Source organism: Bacillus sp. MM2020_4 (genome assembly GCF_011250555.1).
Lineage (GTDB): Bacteria > Bacillota > Bacilli > Bacillales > Cytobacillaceae > Neobacillus.
Genome location: NZ_JAANMZ010000070.1, coordinates 1 through 15,710, shown reverse-complemented (window position 1 = coordinate 15,710; position 15,710 = coordinate 1). Strand labels below are relative to the sequence as shown.

Annotated in this window: 16 protein-coding genes; all 16 read right to left on the bottom strand. The window is 34.9% G+C overall.

Annotated features, from left to right (window positions below):
- Window positions 1–855 (bottom strand): glycosyltransferase family 2 protein (locus tag G6554_RS24195; protein ID WP_166246651.1); only part of this gene is annotated, 855 nt, incomplete at its 3' end.
- Window positions 856–875: 20 nt separating this feature from the next.
- Window positions 876–1,298, bottom strand: coding sequence for an FAD synthase family protein (locus G6554_RS24190; RefSeq protein WP_166246650.1), 423 nt, complete (start codon window positions 1,296–1,298; stop codon window positions 876–878).
- Entirely contained in the window at window positions 1,279–2,457 is a 1,179-nt protein-coding gene (locus G6554_RS24185) for a CDP-glycerol glycerophosphotransferase family protein (protein WP_242637713.1), read from the bottom strand. Before G6554_RS24185 ends, G6554_RS24190 begins: the two co-directional genes overlap by 20 nt.
- A gap of 65 nt (window positions 2,458–2,522) precedes the next feature.
- The gene (locus G6554_RS24180; RefSeq protein ID WP_166246649.1) at window positions 2,523–3,563 is read right to left on the bottom strand and encodes a glycosyltransferase family 2 protein; all 1,041 of its coding nucleotides are present in this window, start codon (window positions 3,561–3,563) and stop codon (window positions 2,523–2,525) included.
- A gap of 86 nt (window positions 3,564–3,649) precedes the next feature.
- Window positions 3,650–4,003, bottom strand: coding sequence for a helix-turn-helix domain-containing protein (locus G6554_RS24175; RefSeq protein WP_166246648.1), 354 nt, complete (start codon window positions 4,001–4,003; stop codon window positions 3,650–3,652).
- 44 nt (window positions 4,004–4,047) lie between these two features.
- Window positions 4,048–5,229, bottom strand: a complete 1,182-nt coding sequence (locus tag G6554_RS24170; RefSeq protein ID WP_278187234.1) for a DegT/DnrJ/EryC1/StrS family aminotransferase — start codon at window positions 5,227–5,229, stop codon at window positions 4,048–4,050.
- Window positions 5,230–5,880 carry an acetyltransferase gene (locus G6554_RS24165; protein ID WP_166246647.1) on the bottom strand — a complete coding sequence of 217 codons (651 nt, stop codon included), beginning with the start codon at window positions 5,878–5,880 and terminating at the stop codon, window positions 5,230–5,232. It abuts the gene before it with no gap.
- The gene (locus tag G6554_RS24160; RefSeq protein WP_166246654.1) at window positions 5,877–6,491 is read right to left on the bottom strand and encodes a sugar transferase; all 615 of its coding nucleotides are present in this window, start codon (window positions 6,489–6,491) and stop codon (window positions 5,877–5,879) included. The genes G6554_RS24165 and G6554_RS24160 overlap by 4 nt, the downstream gene beginning before the upstream one ends.
- Window positions 6,492–6,512: 21 nt before the next feature.
- On the bottom strand, window positions 6,513–6,668 hold the full coding sequence (locus tag G6554_RS24155) for a YwzD family small protein (protein ID WP_166246646.1): 156 nt from the start codon (window positions 6,666–6,668) through the stop codon (window positions 6,513–6,515).
- Between the two features lie 160 nt (window positions 6,669–6,828).
- Window positions 6,829–8,034: a glycosyltransferase gene (locus G6554_RS24150; RefSeq protein ID WP_166246653.1), complete on the bottom strand. Its 1,206-nt coding sequence runs from the start codon at window positions 8,032–8,034 to the stop codon at window positions 6,829–6,831.
- Window positions 8,035–8,099: 65 nt separating this feature from the next.
- A complete protein-coding gene (locus tag G6554_RS24145) occupies window positions 8,100–9,191 on the bottom strand; it encodes a glycosyltransferase family 1 protein (protein WP_166246652.1) in 1,092 nt (363 codons plus the stop codon).
- 70 nt (window positions 9,192–9,261) lie between these two features.
- Window positions 9,262–10,332 (bottom strand): EpsG family protein, encoded by a 1,071-nt coding sequence (locus G6554_RS24140; RefSeq protein WP_166246645.1) that lies wholly within the window; start codon window positions 10,330–10,332, stop codon window positions 9,262–9,264.
- Window positions 10,333–10,382: 50 nt separating this feature from the next.
- Complete coding sequence (locus G6554_RS24135) at window positions 10,383–11,276, bottom strand: glycosyltransferase family 2 protein (protein WP_166246644.1); 894 nt, start codon at window positions 11,274–11,276, stop codon at window positions 10,383–10,385.
- A 7-nt stretch (window positions 11,277–11,283) separates the two neighbouring features.
- Complete coding sequence (locus tag G6554_RS24130) at window positions 11,284–12,393, bottom strand: glycosyltransferase (protein ID WP_166246643.1); 1,110 nt, start codon at window positions 12,391–12,393, stop codon at window positions 11,284–11,286.
- Window positions 12,378–13,529 carry a glycosyltransferase family 4 protein gene (locus tag G6554_RS24125; RefSeq protein ID WP_166246642.1) on the bottom strand — a complete coding sequence of 384 codons (1,152 nt, stop codon included), beginning with the start codon at window positions 13,527–13,529 and terminating at the stop codon, window positions 12,378–12,380. Before G6554_RS24125 ends, G6554_RS24130 begins: the two co-directional genes overlap by 16 nt.
- Before the next feature lie 27 nt (window positions 13,530–13,556).
- Window positions 13,557–15,377: a polysaccharide biosynthesis protein gene (locus G6554_RS24120; protein WP_166246641.1), complete on the bottom strand. Its 1,821-nt coding sequence runs from the start codon at window positions 15,375–15,377 to the stop codon at window positions 13,557–13,559.
- Between the last annotated feature and the right edge of the window lie 333 nt (window positions 15,378–15,710).

The window sequence follows — 15,710 nt, the reverse complement described above, 5'->3', positions numbered from 1 at the left end:
ATACTTTCTAACATATTTTTGAAGGAAATTTATATAAACCTTTTTTTCATTATTACTATTTACTTGGTTCAAAATATAATAAATATTATCGATACATCCGTAAACAAAACATGATATAAATTCATCAGATAATTCCGGATAGCTTTCATTCATAAACTCTAATATTTCGTCCCATCCTTTAAATGCATCAAGCCTTTTCTCATTAAATCTAGTGGTTAATATACTATTTTCTCTTTTCACATATATATAGCCAATGTTGTTTGTATATACGGCTTTATTTGCATTTGCAAAAAGCTTATAAGTTGTGGACAGATCTTCATGGATACGTCCTTCTGGAAAATGTATATCCTCAAAACATTTCCTTCTAAATAATTTATTACATAATGAAAATCTGTATAAAACACCTTTAAAAAGTTCTCGCATTGCCTCTTTGTTGTCCATTTCCTTTTTAAAACAGTCTTGACTTTTGTTAATCAGCTTCCCATTGATTTCCCTGCCTAGTTTACAAATGGAGATGTCACTTTTTGATTCCTCACATAGGGAATAAAGTTCTTGGTACATTTTATTATCAATATAGTCATCGCCATCAACAAAACCAATATAAGCACCTTGTGCAATCTTTATCCCAGCGTTTCTGGCTGCACTTACACCTTTATTTATCTGATTAATTACCTTAACCCTGCCATCCAATTTTGCATATTCTTTACAAATATCTCCGCTATTATCGGATGAACCATCATTTACAAGAATAACCTCAAAATTTGTAAAGGTTTGAGAAAGAATACTATCAACACATTCCCGGAGATAATGCTCTATATTATAAACAGGTACAATAATACTGATTTCAGGTTTCATATTGTCCTCTTCTCGTTTCTTTATAATGTTATTTTTTGTTTAACAAGGGTTGATGAAACACCCTGGGTGTAAGGAAAGTAAATAATATCCACCCCAACAAGATTAAATTTCTTTTCAACCTCATTAAATATTGCGTTTCCTTTCCAATCATCACCCACAAACATTACATTAAATTGCAATGCTTCCCAAGCTAAAAATTTATCCCTATTGGTTTGGGGAACAACCTTGTCAACATATTTTATCCCCTCAACTATTTCCATTCTTTCATGGTGTGGTATAACTGGAAATTTCCCCTTATAACCCATTACTAATTCATCCGTACTTACTCCAACGATAAGATGTTCACAATGTTCTTTTGCCCGTTTTAAAATATTTAGATGCCCTACATGAAATAAATCAAATACTCCGGTTGTATAGCCGATTTTATATTGCTTTTCCTTCATACCTTTTCCTCCTATCCACATTAAAGCAAACCTTTTCTATATGCTTGATTAGGTGCTCACTGGCCTTTCCTTTTTCAAATGACCCTACTTGTTTTAAAAAATCGGATAGGTTTTTACAGTATATTTCTTTATCAAAGTTCTCTATTCTATCCAGTAGCTCTTCTGTGCATTCGGCAGAAATAAAAGGTAGCTCCTTTACATCAAAATATAAAGTTCTATCCTTTTTTATATATTCGGCTAAATCTGGTACAAACAGGAAGCATGGTCTTTGAGTGATGGAAAAGTCAAACATTAGTGATGAATAATCAGTGATTAAAACGTCAGCAATACTTAAAAGTTCTTGAATATCATCATACGAGGTTACATCAATAACTTTGTCATCAAAGAATAAATCCTTAGACTTGGATATTAGGTGCGGATGTAATTTGACTAAAAAGGTCCACTCCCCACCAAATCTATTTCTCAAGCATTTTTTGATGTTGGAATACTCTAAGTTATAAATTGCAAAATTATTATTGTCTTTCCTAAATGTCGGTGCATAAAGAACAACCCTTTGATTGTCCTCTATATTCAATTCCTTTAGGACTTTCTTTTTTAATAATGAATTATTGCTAAATAGTAAATCATTTCTAGGAGTGCCAAACTCCATGATTTCTCCTTTATACCAAAATGCTCGCTGAAAGATTTTTGAACTATATTCACAACCAGATAATAATAAATCACATTTAGCAGAGTCCTTTTTGGCCATTTGAATATAGTTTTGTGGGAGTGATTCTTCCGCATCTTTTTCTATTTGTTTTAAACGCAAAGAACTATGCCAGGTCTGAATATAATACTGATTTTTCCTCTTAACATATAAATCTGTTGTTCTAAAGTTGGTAATCACAACTTTAGAAGTACATAATTCATAAAAATATCTAAGTGTCATAATCTTTACTTTTCGAAGACCGCTCAAATGTGTCTTATCAGTAAGATCATTGAATGCCCAAACCACATCGAATGTTTCTTTAGGATAATTGTTGAGAATATATTCCGAAATGTATTTAGGATTACAGCCATATTGGCTTCCATAGTAACTAAATAGAAATATTTTGTTTTTCTTAATGGGGAGACAGTTGAATAGATAAATCATGAAAAATGCCATATAGTGTTTGACCAAATATCCTTCACCCCCGTGTAATTAAAAAAGCACCCCATTTACAAGGAGTACCATAAGAATATGAATTATAATGTGACCTTAATATCAATTCGTTGCAGACCAATAGGTTGAGGTAGAATTCTTACCCTTCTCAAAACCTTTTGAAGGACCAGAAAAAGGAAGTTTAAATACGGATGAATGCTAAACAGGATGAGTTGTCTTTTTAAGAATTTATCATCGTTTGCTGCTTTTTGTATTTCTGCAAAATTCCCCTTGATATACCCGTATATTTCTTTCCGATACAGTCCCTTATTATCTATTTTTCTGTTTCTCATTAGTAGGTTGTATTGGATAATATTAGTCTTTAAAAGTACCTTATATGATTCATTAGTTAGGTCCTCATAATTCTTTTCAATAAAACGATGTCTTTCTTTTAATCCCTTAAGAATATCCAAGTTCCTTGGAGAATAGGTCGCTACAATGCTATCATCTCTTTGCAAGTAAAAATAATAAGGTCTATTTAAACTAACAAATGTTTGCACGCTCTGCATAACATGATGGGCCCAAAATACATCTTCGAATAAAATACCTTTTTTAAAAGGAATGTTTTTAATTAACTTAGTCTTGTAGAGCTTTCCCCATGCAAAATTCTTGACAACATCATTTCTTACAAGTTCATACATTAATGATTTATTATCTAATACTAACGGAGGAGCCTTCTGGTTATAAACCCTATTGTCATATAATAGGTGATCATTGTAGGCATAGTAAAATGCTGACTGGACTACTTCAGCTTGATATTCATTACTAATTTTAACAAGTTCCTCAATCATGCCTTTATCCATCCAATCATCACTATCAACAAAAACAGTATATTCTCCTGTAACAAACTGCATACCATGATTTCTAGCATCGGATAATCCTCCGTTTTCCTTATGGAAAACTTTCACACGACTATCGGCTATTGCATAGTTTTCAGCGATGGTTCCACAATTATCAGGTGATCCATCATTCACAAGAATAACTTCTAAATTTGTAAATGTTTGTTGTAAAATACTTTCTACACATCTTGCAAGATATTGTTCAACATTATATATCGGAACAACCACACTTACTTTTTGATTCAAATTACATCCGCCTACCTTCATAATTTTAAATAGAATGGAAATGGTGAAGTCGGCCAGATCCGGAAAGCATAAAATCAAAAAAGTACTTATTTTTTTATATCCATATTTTGGTTCTGCCACTTAAGAAATTCAATTAATTGTTTGACCTCTTTTATTTGACTTTTTTCAATTCCAGATTGTTTAAATTCATTTGCCAAATCAATCCACTCTTTATCTAGTAATTGCCGTTCTGCTTCGTCGCTTGGCCCTGTTTTTATCAGAAACTTTAAATCAACATCCAAAACACGGGCAATCTTTCTAATGACTTGAATCGAGGGATTTTGGTTTAAATTTCGCTCAATGTTACTTAGGTAGGACTTAGAAATCCCAGCACGCTCTGCAAGCTCTGACAATGTGAAACCTTTTTTCATCCGAATTTCGTATATATTTCTTCCTATCATTGGACATACCCCGTTTTTATCTTCTAAAATTTCATTTGTGTTAATTAAACATATCTCTTTCTTCCATTTCCTATAGATACCGTGTCTTGAATGCAATTTATAATTCTTGTTTGGTCATCTTCTGTCATATTAGATCCCGAGGGCAAACATATCCCATTTTTAAATAGGCCCTCGGAGATATTCTCGTTTTCCCCATGCGGATAGTATTTAACCCCTTGGAATAATGGCTGCATATGAAGTGGTTTCCAAACTGGCCTTGCTTCAATATTTTCTTCAGTAAGGGCTTCTAACAAATTTCCAACCGAAATACCTGCCTCTTCTTCAATTATAGTGAGGGCTGTCAGCCACCGATTGGAAATGGTATTTCCTAGTTCTGGCATGAAGTAAAAGCCTGGTAGATGGGATAATTCTTGAAAATATCGGTTAAAAACACTTCTTCTTGCTTTCACACGTTCATTTAAAACCCCTAATTGGGCTCTTCCAACCCCAGCAAGGATATTGCTCATCCGATAATTATACCCAACATTGCTATGTTGATAATGTGGCGCTGGGTCCCGTGCTTGAGTAGCTAAAAAACGAGCTTTTTTTGCTGCAACAGTATTATTGGAAATAAGCATACCGCCTCCGGAGGTTGTAATAATCTTGTTACCATTAAATGAATAAATGCCAAACTGGCCAAAAGTTCCGCTAGCTTTTCCTTTATATGAAGAACCAAGGGATTCCGCGGCATCTTCAATTATTGGTACATTGTAATAATTGCAAATGGAAGATATCTCTTCCATCCTTGCACTTTGCCCATACAAGTTCACAACAATGACTGCTTTCGGTAGATTTCCTTCATTGGATGCATCTTTAAATGCCTTTTCTAAAGCTTTGGGTGACATATTCCAGGTATCAGGCTCGGAGTCGATAAATACTGGCTCAGCTCCCTGATAAATAATCGGATTCGCACTTGCAATAAAGGTGAGGCTTGAACAAAAAACTTTATCATCCTTTTTTACATTTAATAAAGAAAGAGCCAAATGAATCGCTGCAGTTCCTGAACTTACAGCAACAGCTTCATTGACTCCTACATATTCGGCTATCTCCTTTTCGAAGGCATCGACATTCGGACCAAGAGGTGCTACCCAATTGGTTTCAAAGGCTTCCTTAATGTACTTTTGCTCGTTCCCACTCATATGCGGTGACGAAAGAAAAATTCTCTGTTTAAATGATGTTTTTATCAATTAGTTCACCTCTACCTTCATGGGATTAACTTTTTTTATCTTGGCAGGAATACCAACAGCTGTACAATAGGAGGGAATATCCGTTATGACTGTTGCCCCGGCACCAATAGTCACCCATTCGCCAATCTTAGTGTTTGGGATAATGGTCGCCCCTGCGCCAATACAGCTTCCTTCACCTAGTTGAACAGTACCTGTTATGTTGGTTCCTGGGCATACATGGCAAAAGTCGCCAATTAAACTATCGTGCTCAATCACTGAAGCTGTGTTTATTATTGAATGAACCCCGATTCTTGTTTCTGCATTTATTACCGTATTTGGCATGATCACTGTACCAAAGCCTATAACAGCGCTAGGACTAATAACCGCCGATTTATGAATGACAGGAATATAATTCTCATCAGGAAGTTTTAATTTCTGAAAAATGAATTGGCGAACCCTATTATTGCCGATTGCAATAACGAATTTTATATCTTGATAACGTTCAACCAGCTGTCTAACAGACGAAATTGGACCGCAGTAAATATTCTCAACAAGCCCTACCTCATCGTACTTGTCATCTAAAAAACCGACAATTTCATTTTCTTTGTTCGATAAAATCATGTCAGCGATTACCTTACTGTGGCCTCCACAACCAATCACTGCAATTTTCATCCATGCCCACCTCCCACAGTAGAACTCGTTCCTTTAAAACTTTCCATTGTAGCCTTTCCTGGTTGGTTTATTCCTTCCGAAGTCGCTACTTTAAAAACTGTCAAAAATAGAATTTTAAGATCAAGTAAGAAGGAACGATTGTTTACATACCAGACATCAAATTTAAATTTCTCTTCCCACGTTATTGCATTCCGCCCATTTACTTGTGCCCAACCGGTTATGCCAGGTCTAACATCATGCCTTAATGATTGCTCCTTTGTATATAACGGAAGATACTCCATCAACAATGGCCTCGGTCCAACTAAACTAATATCACCCTTGATCACATTAAATAATTGAGGGTATTCATCTAAACTATATTTTCTTAGAAACTGACCAAAGCGGGTCAACCTTTCATAGTCTGGTAGCAACTGGCCTTTATGATCTTTTTCATTTGTCATTGTTCTTAGTTTATAAAGGTAAAAAGGTTTGCCCCATAATCCTGGACGTTGCTGCCTGAAAATGATGGGTGATCCTAATTTTAACTTTATCAACAAAGCAATAATGAGAAAGATGGGGAAAAGACCTACTAACATAATCAATGATACTGATAGATCAAACAATCGCTTCAACACAAGCCATCCCCTACAATTCTAAGTTTCCATTTTACTTTTCTCTGTGATAATTAATTGTTTAATTTCTTCTATTAATTCTATGACTCTAATCTTTTCATTATCCTGACCCCTGGAAATTGTTTTTATTAATATTTGTTCCAATCTTTGTTGGGTTAATAATTTTGTACCATCCATTTTTCTACCTCACCAGAGTACTTTAATCTAAAAAATCACCACTATTTACAAAGTGGTGATTTTTCTCATCTTCGAATCCTTTTTCATATCCGTTTGGATTTTTTAACTGCAGTTTCATGAATCCCTACACAATTCTTCTATACTTCTCTTAGCGCCTTTTTTATCTCTCTCCTATAAGGTTATATAATTTTTCTATTTCGTCTTCGTTTCCGTAATCCTTTGAAAGAACATTTGATTCAAGCATCTTTCGAAGATCATCATCGTTTATTAATCTTTCAATTCCCTTTGCAATACCGGTAACATCTTGAGTGGTTATTAAGGCATCAACACCGTCAGTTGCTTGGCTTCTTGCTGTTGGGAAATTCGTGATAACAACAGGCTTTCCTAATATTTGGGCTTCTCTAATTGTCACCGCCTTGCCTTCATATCTTGATGGCTGCACATAAATATCACATGCTTTAATGTATGGATAAGGATTTGTCTTTTTACCTATTAAAAAGAATCTATTTGACAAGTCTAATTGATTGATAAGTTCTCTTAGTTCTGCTTCAAGTGGGCCATATCCAACCACATACCACTCAACATCGTAACCAGCATTCACCAATTCTTTACATGCCTTTATTGCCTGATCCAACCCTTTTGCATGGGAAAAGCGACCAACTGTTAGTAGAATTGTTTTCCCAGGAGTCTTTACAATTTCTTCAGGTTGATGGTCATCTGCTTGTTTCCTAATAAATGCGGGGGACAAAATATTTTCTATAACCATTGTTTTTTGTTTTTGGTCCGGATAGAGATTTATGAAAGTGTTTGAACATTCTTCAGAAACAGCTACGATATTGTCTAATTTATCCCACATTTTTGTTTCTAGTTTTCTATTCAATTGGATATTGGAATAGTCGGTATGTATCCAGCCGATCCTTTTTTTGGCTTTTACCTTTTCAGCTATAAAATGATGTGGCCATAGGAAACCTATGGCTACATCATATTCTTTGTTTAATTTTGGTAAATAAGGATTAGCCATTTCCCAACCATATTGAATAACCAGGTAGCCCGGTTCGGTAATGTTTTTTATTTTCCCGTGAAAAGATCCGATAAATCTCGCCATGACTCTTGAAAGGGCAATAGGATAATGACCTTCTTTTGCAATTTGAGTAATTGGCATTCTAAAGGTTGTATAGGATGGTAGTTCTGGTAATAATTTAGGTCCAGTTGGCAAGAATGAGAGGAATTCTCCTTCATGTTTAAATAACATTAAATCTACATCATATTTTGTGTAGTCTATTTGACTTAATAACCCTATTAAACTTCTTTCTACACCACCTATAGCCAAGTCAAAGGATGTAATGAGTATTCTTTTTTTCATAATAAGTTCCTCGCCAATAATAAATTAATATGATGCATTTTATCCTGGCTTTCCTGTGTTATCTTTAGTCAGCTAGCCCCATATAAATCAATCCAATTATTGAGATTATTTTCAATGTTATAACCTCGATTGGATATTTTTTCGTTAATTAGCCTACTATCGGGTCTTTCCTTATTTAAGGCAGCTTTCACTTCAGAACACCAGATTTCTATCCCCTTATCAAGACTGACATATGATGTTAATCCTAATCCCATATCTGTTGTTTGTGGTACTGCATCGGAAATGACACATGGAGTTCCCGCACATTGAGCCTCTAATGCTACGATACCAAACCCTTCAAATTGTGAAGGAAATAGAAATACATCAAAAGCTTTCATTAACCGGGGGATATCCTCCCTTACACCTAATAGCCTGATATTTTTTAGAACTCCTAGCCGCTCCGCTTCTTTTTCAATACTTTCTTTTAAGGGACCATCTCCTATTAATAAGGCTACAAAACAATTGTCTTCATCAACCAATTTCTTTAAAATTTTTAGGATGAACATATGATTCTTTGAATCTGAGAACCGCCCTACATGACCTAAAATCCTCGAATTTCTTGGGAGTTCCAATTCGTCGAAAACACTTTCTTTACTGTTAATGTCTATATTAGAAAATTGGGTGAGATTAATACCATTTTTAAGAATACTTACTTTTCCTTTATTAAGAATATGTTTTCCAAAGAGAAACTCTGCTGCTTCATTACTACAGCTGCAATAATGGGTTGCTGAAAACTTAATGATTGTTTGGAGAACTCTTAATATCCATTTTTCGGAATATCGATTTCCTTTATTCCAATTGGTACTATGGGAGTGGCAAATTCTCTTTTTCACCCCACTTATTTTTGCTGCTAATGCTGGAAAACCACCTTGAAAATCTGTATGAGAATGAACAGCAATAAAAGAATTTGCTGACATAATTTTCACTAATTCTTTTAGATAAGCGAATGGCCCAAGCTGTCCTAAGCTGGGAATTTTGAATATTCTCCCCCCCAGTTCCAGAATCTCCTTTTCATAATCTCCTTGTTTGTTTGAATGTGAGATAAAGTCAAATTGAATTTTTGATCGATCCAAATTCCGATAAATATTCATGATTAGGGTTTCTGCTCCACCGCGTTCCATTGAGCTAACAATATGTAAAATTCTATTAGGTGTATTTTCCAATGTATTCACCTCCCCTTATCAAAAATGTCTAAAATAAATAGTCACTTTTATAAATGATATTTAACGAGATAACACTCTCGAAATAATAAAAGATAAAATAACATATCAATAATGCATAATAGATGAACCTTTGATCTTTCTCGTTAAATAGCTTTATAATCCATGAAATAAGAATTAACTCATATAAACTGAAATAAATCGAAAACCTTGCGAAGATCCAGTTCTGTGTAGAAACCACCATAAAGACCAATCCAATTATTGCCATATTCACTATATAGTCACTCTCAGGGAAAATTCTCTGAAGCTTTTCCCTTCCAAAGTAGGCGATTACAAGAGGGATAGCATTTACTGCAACCCTAATAGAACTTGCTCCACCTTCATTAAAATTCTGATAGTGTCCATATTGCGTATCTTGTATTGCTGAAAATAATATACCCGAAAATTTATCAAACCCAATAACAATCACCACGGAAAAGAGTAAAAGAATAAAGGTTGCTTTTGACCATGCTTTAAATCTAACCATAAAATATATTGGAATTAGAACTAATGCACTTTCATGAAACGTAGAGGCAAAAAGTACGATTAAAATGTATTTAAACCAATTGCCTCCTATTAAAAACTTGGTTGCCGTAAACACTATCGCTGCTGCAAGACATTGCCTCATACCATTCATGGAAACTAAAAATAATCCACCAGTAATATAAACATAAGTGCTTATTTCAAACATTCGGGAGTATTTGTACAAAACAAGAACAACGAGTACATTCGTAATTATTGCAGTTGTCAAAATTAAGATTTGAGGATCATTGGAATACATTTTTAAAACCATTTGCATGATTCCAAAACCAATATCTTTTTGAGAATTAATATATTCCCATGTGAAATCATTTGTCTCAAATATATGCTTATAAAAGAAGGTATCCCCGATATTAGACCTAAGACCTGAAACTAGTACCAGTGATATCATTGCACCAAAGGCAAAAAATTTATTTGGCTTTATTGGAACTGAAGTGAGCATTCCCACTGTGGCAACTGAGAAGTACCTTGAAAAAAATGACAAAATAAAAACTATGGCAAGATTGATCCATAGAATAGTCATAAATATAATTCCTTCCGTAATTCTTATTTCAATAATAGTATTAGTAAAGTTTAATTTGAATCAGGCTGACCTGTTTTTGAAGCAATATAAAAGTATAAAATAATGCCGAATGGAAGGGCCAAAAGTGTTAGGATTTTACCTGGGGTTTCTCTAAGAAGCCTCCAATTCTTAATCATAAGACTACTTGAAACATAATGTATGGCCTGCCTAAACTTAAATGAAAAACTAGTAAATGGTAACCTCATAAGCTCTTTACGGTAGAATGCAAATCCCCTAGGATTCTTACGATATTGTTTAAACATATTTAATGAGGAACCATCTGGAAGATACTCAACGCAACAAAGCACTTCATTCAATAATAGCAATTCATATTCCATATCAAGCATATAGTATTTATAGGCCAACCCTACATATTTTTCGTTCTCAAATAATGGGTATGGGTGCTGCTTGGTTAGTTCGGTTCGATAAACAAGTTTTTTATCACCTGTTACACCATATTTGTAATATAGATCAAACAATGTAGAGCTTTGAAGACCTTTAGGTAATTCAGTGCCAATAATTTTATTATCATTAGTAGAGTCCAGACCGACTATGCCACTCACCTTGTTATTGCCGTACCTTTTCCAAAACATTGTAATCTTTTGAACGGCTTCCTTAGGCATGTAGTCATCAGAATCAATGCAAACATTTAATTCCGTATTAATAAGTTCATAGGCGGTATTATGTGCACCATGCATCCCCTGGTTCTCTTGCCAATGATAGTTGATTTCAATCCTGTTCTCCCTAATCCACCTACTTACTAATTCTTTTGTATTATCGGTCGACCCATCATCAATTATTAACCATACAAAATCTTTACATGTTTGCCGTAGAAGGCTTTGATAACAGGCATTAAGACAATATGCTCGATTATAGGTCGGAGTAAATACAGTCAATAATTTCATTTAAAACTCACCCCGATATGCTTAAGTAAAAATGCTCTATATTTTCCGCTGTTTCTCTTATGTCATACCCTTGCTTAACTATTGTGCTTGTAAGATCTCTTCTTCTAAAATCTGCAGATGATATTGCCTTTATTTTATCTATCCACAAACTTTTGTCTGATAAAGGAATAAATTCAACTAAATTACTTCCAATATCAACTTCGCGGGATATATTATCCGATATAATGCATGGTAACCCGGATCCTTGTGCCTCAATTAATGAAACAGGTAATCCTTCATGTAAGGAAGGAAATACAAAAACATCAAATGCCTGCAGTAAACGCTGGATGTCACTTCGAATCCCCATAAATATAACCTTATCCTTTAAATTTAAATCCATAACCTGTTTCTCAATTACTAAACGCAGCGGCCCAGTTCCAACTAAAACCAAAACGGAATCTTGATTTAGTTTGTGATATTCAGCAAAAGTATGAATAAGAAACCCATGATTTTTCTGATGAGCAAATCTACCTACGTGACCTAGGATAAATACATTTTTATCTAACCTTAGTTCCTTTCTTACCTCTTCTCTAACCCCTTGTGAAAATACAAATTTATCACATTCAATTCCATTCTTCAGGATCCTGGTAGAGTGTGATTTGTTCTTAAACAACCACTCTGCTGCATAATTTGAGCAAGCAAAAAAATTGGTTGTATTTGGAATGATGAAATTCCCAGCGTACCATTTATATACTTTTGAAGCTAGCCCACCCTCACTACTAGTATTATGGCTATGTGATATGCGAATAGGTATACCTGCTTTTTTAGCTTCGCGGAGAACTAAACCGGTCATCTTATCCATGTGTGAATGAACAATTTTATAATGATTATTTTTTGTAAAAAAATTATTTAGTTCCTTTACATATTTAAAGTGCCCAACATCCGAGATATATGGGATTCTGTAAACGTTACCACCCAGTTTAACTATCTCTGTATCGAATACCCCTTCTTTACATGTTAGGAAATCAAATTGAACCCTTGATCTATCTATATTCCGATACAGATTCATGATTAAGGTTTCCGCACCGCCACGGTTCATATTGACAACAACATGTAAGATTCTTAGTGGACCGCCCACACCATATCCTCCTTTATATCCATAAGGCTCCTATAGATCATACTTTTCTCTTCCAGTACTTTATAGATGCTATACCTGATCAGGATCTCATTACGTCCATACTGACCCATTTCCATTCTAAGTTCACTGTTATCGGCCAGTATTTTCATTCTTTCGGAAAAATCAGCAGCATTATTCATGATGATCCATCCATTTTGATTGTTTTGAATTAGCTCCCTATGACCTCTGTTATCATTTGCAATTACTGGCAACCCGCATGACATGGCTTCCATAATATTCACTGGTAGTCCTTCTCTTAGACTTGAAGCAACAGCGATATCGCTCATTTTCAGTAACACTTCTACATCATTTCGGTATCCAAGAAAATCAACCTTTTGTTCTACATCTAAGGAATGAGCGAGATTTAAACATTCTTGCAAAAGTGGACCTTCACCAGCTAGCAACAGCCTTGCATTGGGATATTCCTCTTTCAATCGTGCAATTGATTCTATTAATAGTCGATGGTTCTTATTTTTATTAAATTCAGCAGCATAGACCATTAAGAAATCATCAGATTTATATCCTTGTACTTCTCTTAGTCTATTTTTTTCATTCACCGCAACTGGCCTAAATACTTCTGTATTAACCCCAACTCCGTGAATATGCTGGATTTGCTGTGATTTAAAACGATGCTCCCTTGCAAGATGAAAATCTTCTTGATTGATAGTAATTAAACAATCCGTATACCTGGAAAGGAGTCTTTCAATCGGATAGTAAAGAATCCAATTTTGTAAAGGAGCCCCTTTACAAAAATGAAATCCATGTGCTGTATACAACACTTTTGTTCCGTTTTTCCGTGCTGCTTTTGCAGCCAGTCGGGTTAGCACACCACCCATTGGCGTATGACAATGGATTATATTATATTTAAATTTGTCAATTACTGACTTTAACTTCTTAAATGCCTCAATATTCGCCTTTTTAAATGGGGACCTTTGAATAGGAATAGTAAATTTCCGATCCACAAACGGAAGGTGAATTTCACCAGAAGCAGCAACATGAACTTCCCAGCCCTGTTCTTTAAACCATTTCAAATATGGTAAATGAAATGCTTTAAAGTGATAATCCACTGTGGCACAAAATAACACTTTCTTTTTCATATAAACATCAATCCCCTAATCATCACTTTAAACGGTAACAGATAATTTCTCCGGTTCTTTATAGTTTGCAAGCGCTAAAAGCCTTTCCCGAATTTCTGATTTATCCAATATTTGATAAGTGGAGATAATCTCCTCTATTTCATTCATATATAATTCGGATGTTTTACCAATATAAATTTTCGGGTAAATTTGACTATCATGAACTTCATCTGCCTTTAATAGTTCTTCGAATAGTTTTTCACCTGGCCGAATTCCAGAGAATTCAATGCCTATTTCTTCAATTGAATTTCCAGAAAGCTTGATTAGGTTTCTGGCCAAATCAACAATTTTCACCGGATTGCCCATGTCTAAAACAAATATCTCGCCGCCCTTAGCTAATGCTCCGGCCTGGAGAACTAATCTCGAGGCTTCGGGTATAGTCATAAAGTAACGGACCATGTCAGGATGTGTAACTGTAACTGGGCCGCCTTTTTCAATCTGTCGCTTAAATAATGGAATCACACTTCCTCGGCTTCCTAGCACATTCCCAAATCGGACAGCAACAAACTTTGTTGTGCTATCTTGATCCATATACTGAATGATCATTTCGGCAAGCTTTTTGGATGAACCCATTACACTTGTGGGATTAACCGCCTTATCCGTTGATATCATTACAAACGTTTGAACTTCATTCCAGCTGGCTGCCTTTGCTGTGTTCATCGTTCCAATAATATTATTTTTGATTGCTTCTTCCGGATTAGCTTCCATTAAGGGAACATGCTTATGTGCTGCTGCATGATAGACGGTATCTGGATGATAGGTACTCATCACAGCCATCATTTTCTTAAGATCCTGTATATCTGCTATGACAGGTGAAAATTCGATCGAAGAATTTTTATGAGACTCCTTTAATTCCATCTCAATGGAATAGATGCTATTCTCCCCATGTCCTAATAAGATTAATTTCCTTGGATGAAACCTTGCCACCTGCCTACAAATTTCTGAACCGATGGACCCCCCTGCCCCAGTCACAAGGACCACTTTATTCGTAATATTTTCAGAAATACTATCTATATCCAACTCCACGGGTTCTCTTCCTAGTAGATCCTCTACTTGTACATCGCGAAATTGATTTACAGAAACTTTGCCTGTCATTAAATCTTCCAACATCGGAAGAATTTGTGTTTTCGCTGTTGTTTTTGCACATTCTAGAAATATTGCATTTAGCTCCTGTTTGCTTAAGGAAGGAATGGCAATGACGATGTTATCAATATCCAGTGCCGCAACGGCTTTCTCGATATTATCAATACCACCTATTACTGGAATTCCCAATATGTCAAGCCTATGTTTCTTAAGATCGTCATCAATAAAAGCTATTGGTAATAAATCTGCCTCATTATTCTGTTGTAATTGCCTTACCACCATAGCTCCAGCAGATCCTGCGCCAACAATAAGTGTTCGTCTCTTTTTCCCAAACTTATGAAGATGGAAATCACGATGCATTCTCCACAGAAAACGAGAACCTCCTATTAACGACATATTTAATAACCACGTTACTGTCATTAAACGGTAGAATACTTCATGAAAAATAAATAACTGTACACCTGTTGCGATGATGATTGAAGTGGTCACTACCTTTAAAATACTTAAAAGTTCGCCTATACTGGCATATTCCCATGCTTTATTGTACAAATGAAATTTAAAGGAAAGAACATAATGACTTAGTAAAATAACGATTGAACCTATTAACATGGGCAAGGTAATGACATGAATGGTTGCATTCACTAAAAAACGGCTAATGAAAATAGCCGATAAAACAATACAAGAATCAATGAAGATAAATAATGATAGTCTCTGCCGATAGGTCATGTGATCCCCCCTTTTTGTCCATTTATTAAACCATTAGATTTCTCATTTCCATTGCAAATTCACTTAACATTCTAAAAATGTTAAGTATATATACTTAAGAAAAATACATATACTTAACATTTTTAATAAGTTTGGGCATCTAACCCGTCCTCACATCACACTACCGACGACTTGCGTCTAAGGCTAAAGACCCACAGCATGACCGAGTGCCTCCATCGATATCGGCAAGGAGACATCACCTGAATCATATTATCAATCATAAAAGAGATAAAAAATTCTTTATAAAGAACAGAAAGAATAAAATTTTTTTTCAAATTAAACATCCCGTTATGT

What these genes read in the sequence shown, in the direction of transcription:
- G6554_RS24140 (WP_166246645.1), bottom strand. Translation starts at nt 10,332, where the DNA reads ATGACTATTCTATGGATCAATCTTGCCATAGTTTTTATTTTGTCATTT.
- G6554_RS24120 (WP_166246641.1), bottom strand. Translation starts at nt 15,377, where the DNA reads ATGACCTATCGGCAGAGACTATCATTATTTATCTTCATTGATTCTTGT.
- G6554_RS24190 (WP_166246650.1), bottom strand. Translation starts at nt 1,298, where the DNA reads ATGAAGGAAAAGCAATATAAAATCGGCTATACAACCGGAGTATTTGAT.
- G6554_RS24175 (WP_166246648.1), bottom strand. Translation starts at nt 4,003, where the DNA reads ATGATAGGAAGAAATATATACGAAATTCGGATGAAAAAAGGTTTCACA.
- G6554_RS24135 (WP_166246644.1), bottom strand. Translation starts at nt 11,276, where the DNA reads ATGAAATTATTGACTGTATTTACTCCGACCTATAATCGAGCATATTGT.
- G6554_RS24155 (WP_166246646.1), bottom strand. Translation starts at nt 6,668, where the DNA reads ATGGATGGTACAAAATTATTAACCCAACAAAGATTGGAACAAATATTA.
- G6554_RS24125 (WP_166246642.1), bottom strand. Translation starts at nt 13,529, where the DNA reads ATGAAAAAGAAAGTGTTATTTTGTGCCACAGTGGATTATCACTTTAAA.
- G6554_RS24145 (WP_166246652.1), bottom strand. Translation starts at nt 9,191, where the DNA reads ATGGAACGCGGTGGAGCAGAAACCCTAATCATGAATATTTATCGGAAT.
- G6554_RS24165 (WP_166246647.1), bottom strand. Translation starts at nt 5,880, where the DNA reads ATGAAAATTGCAGTGATTGGTTGTGGAGGCCACAGTAAGGTAATCGCT.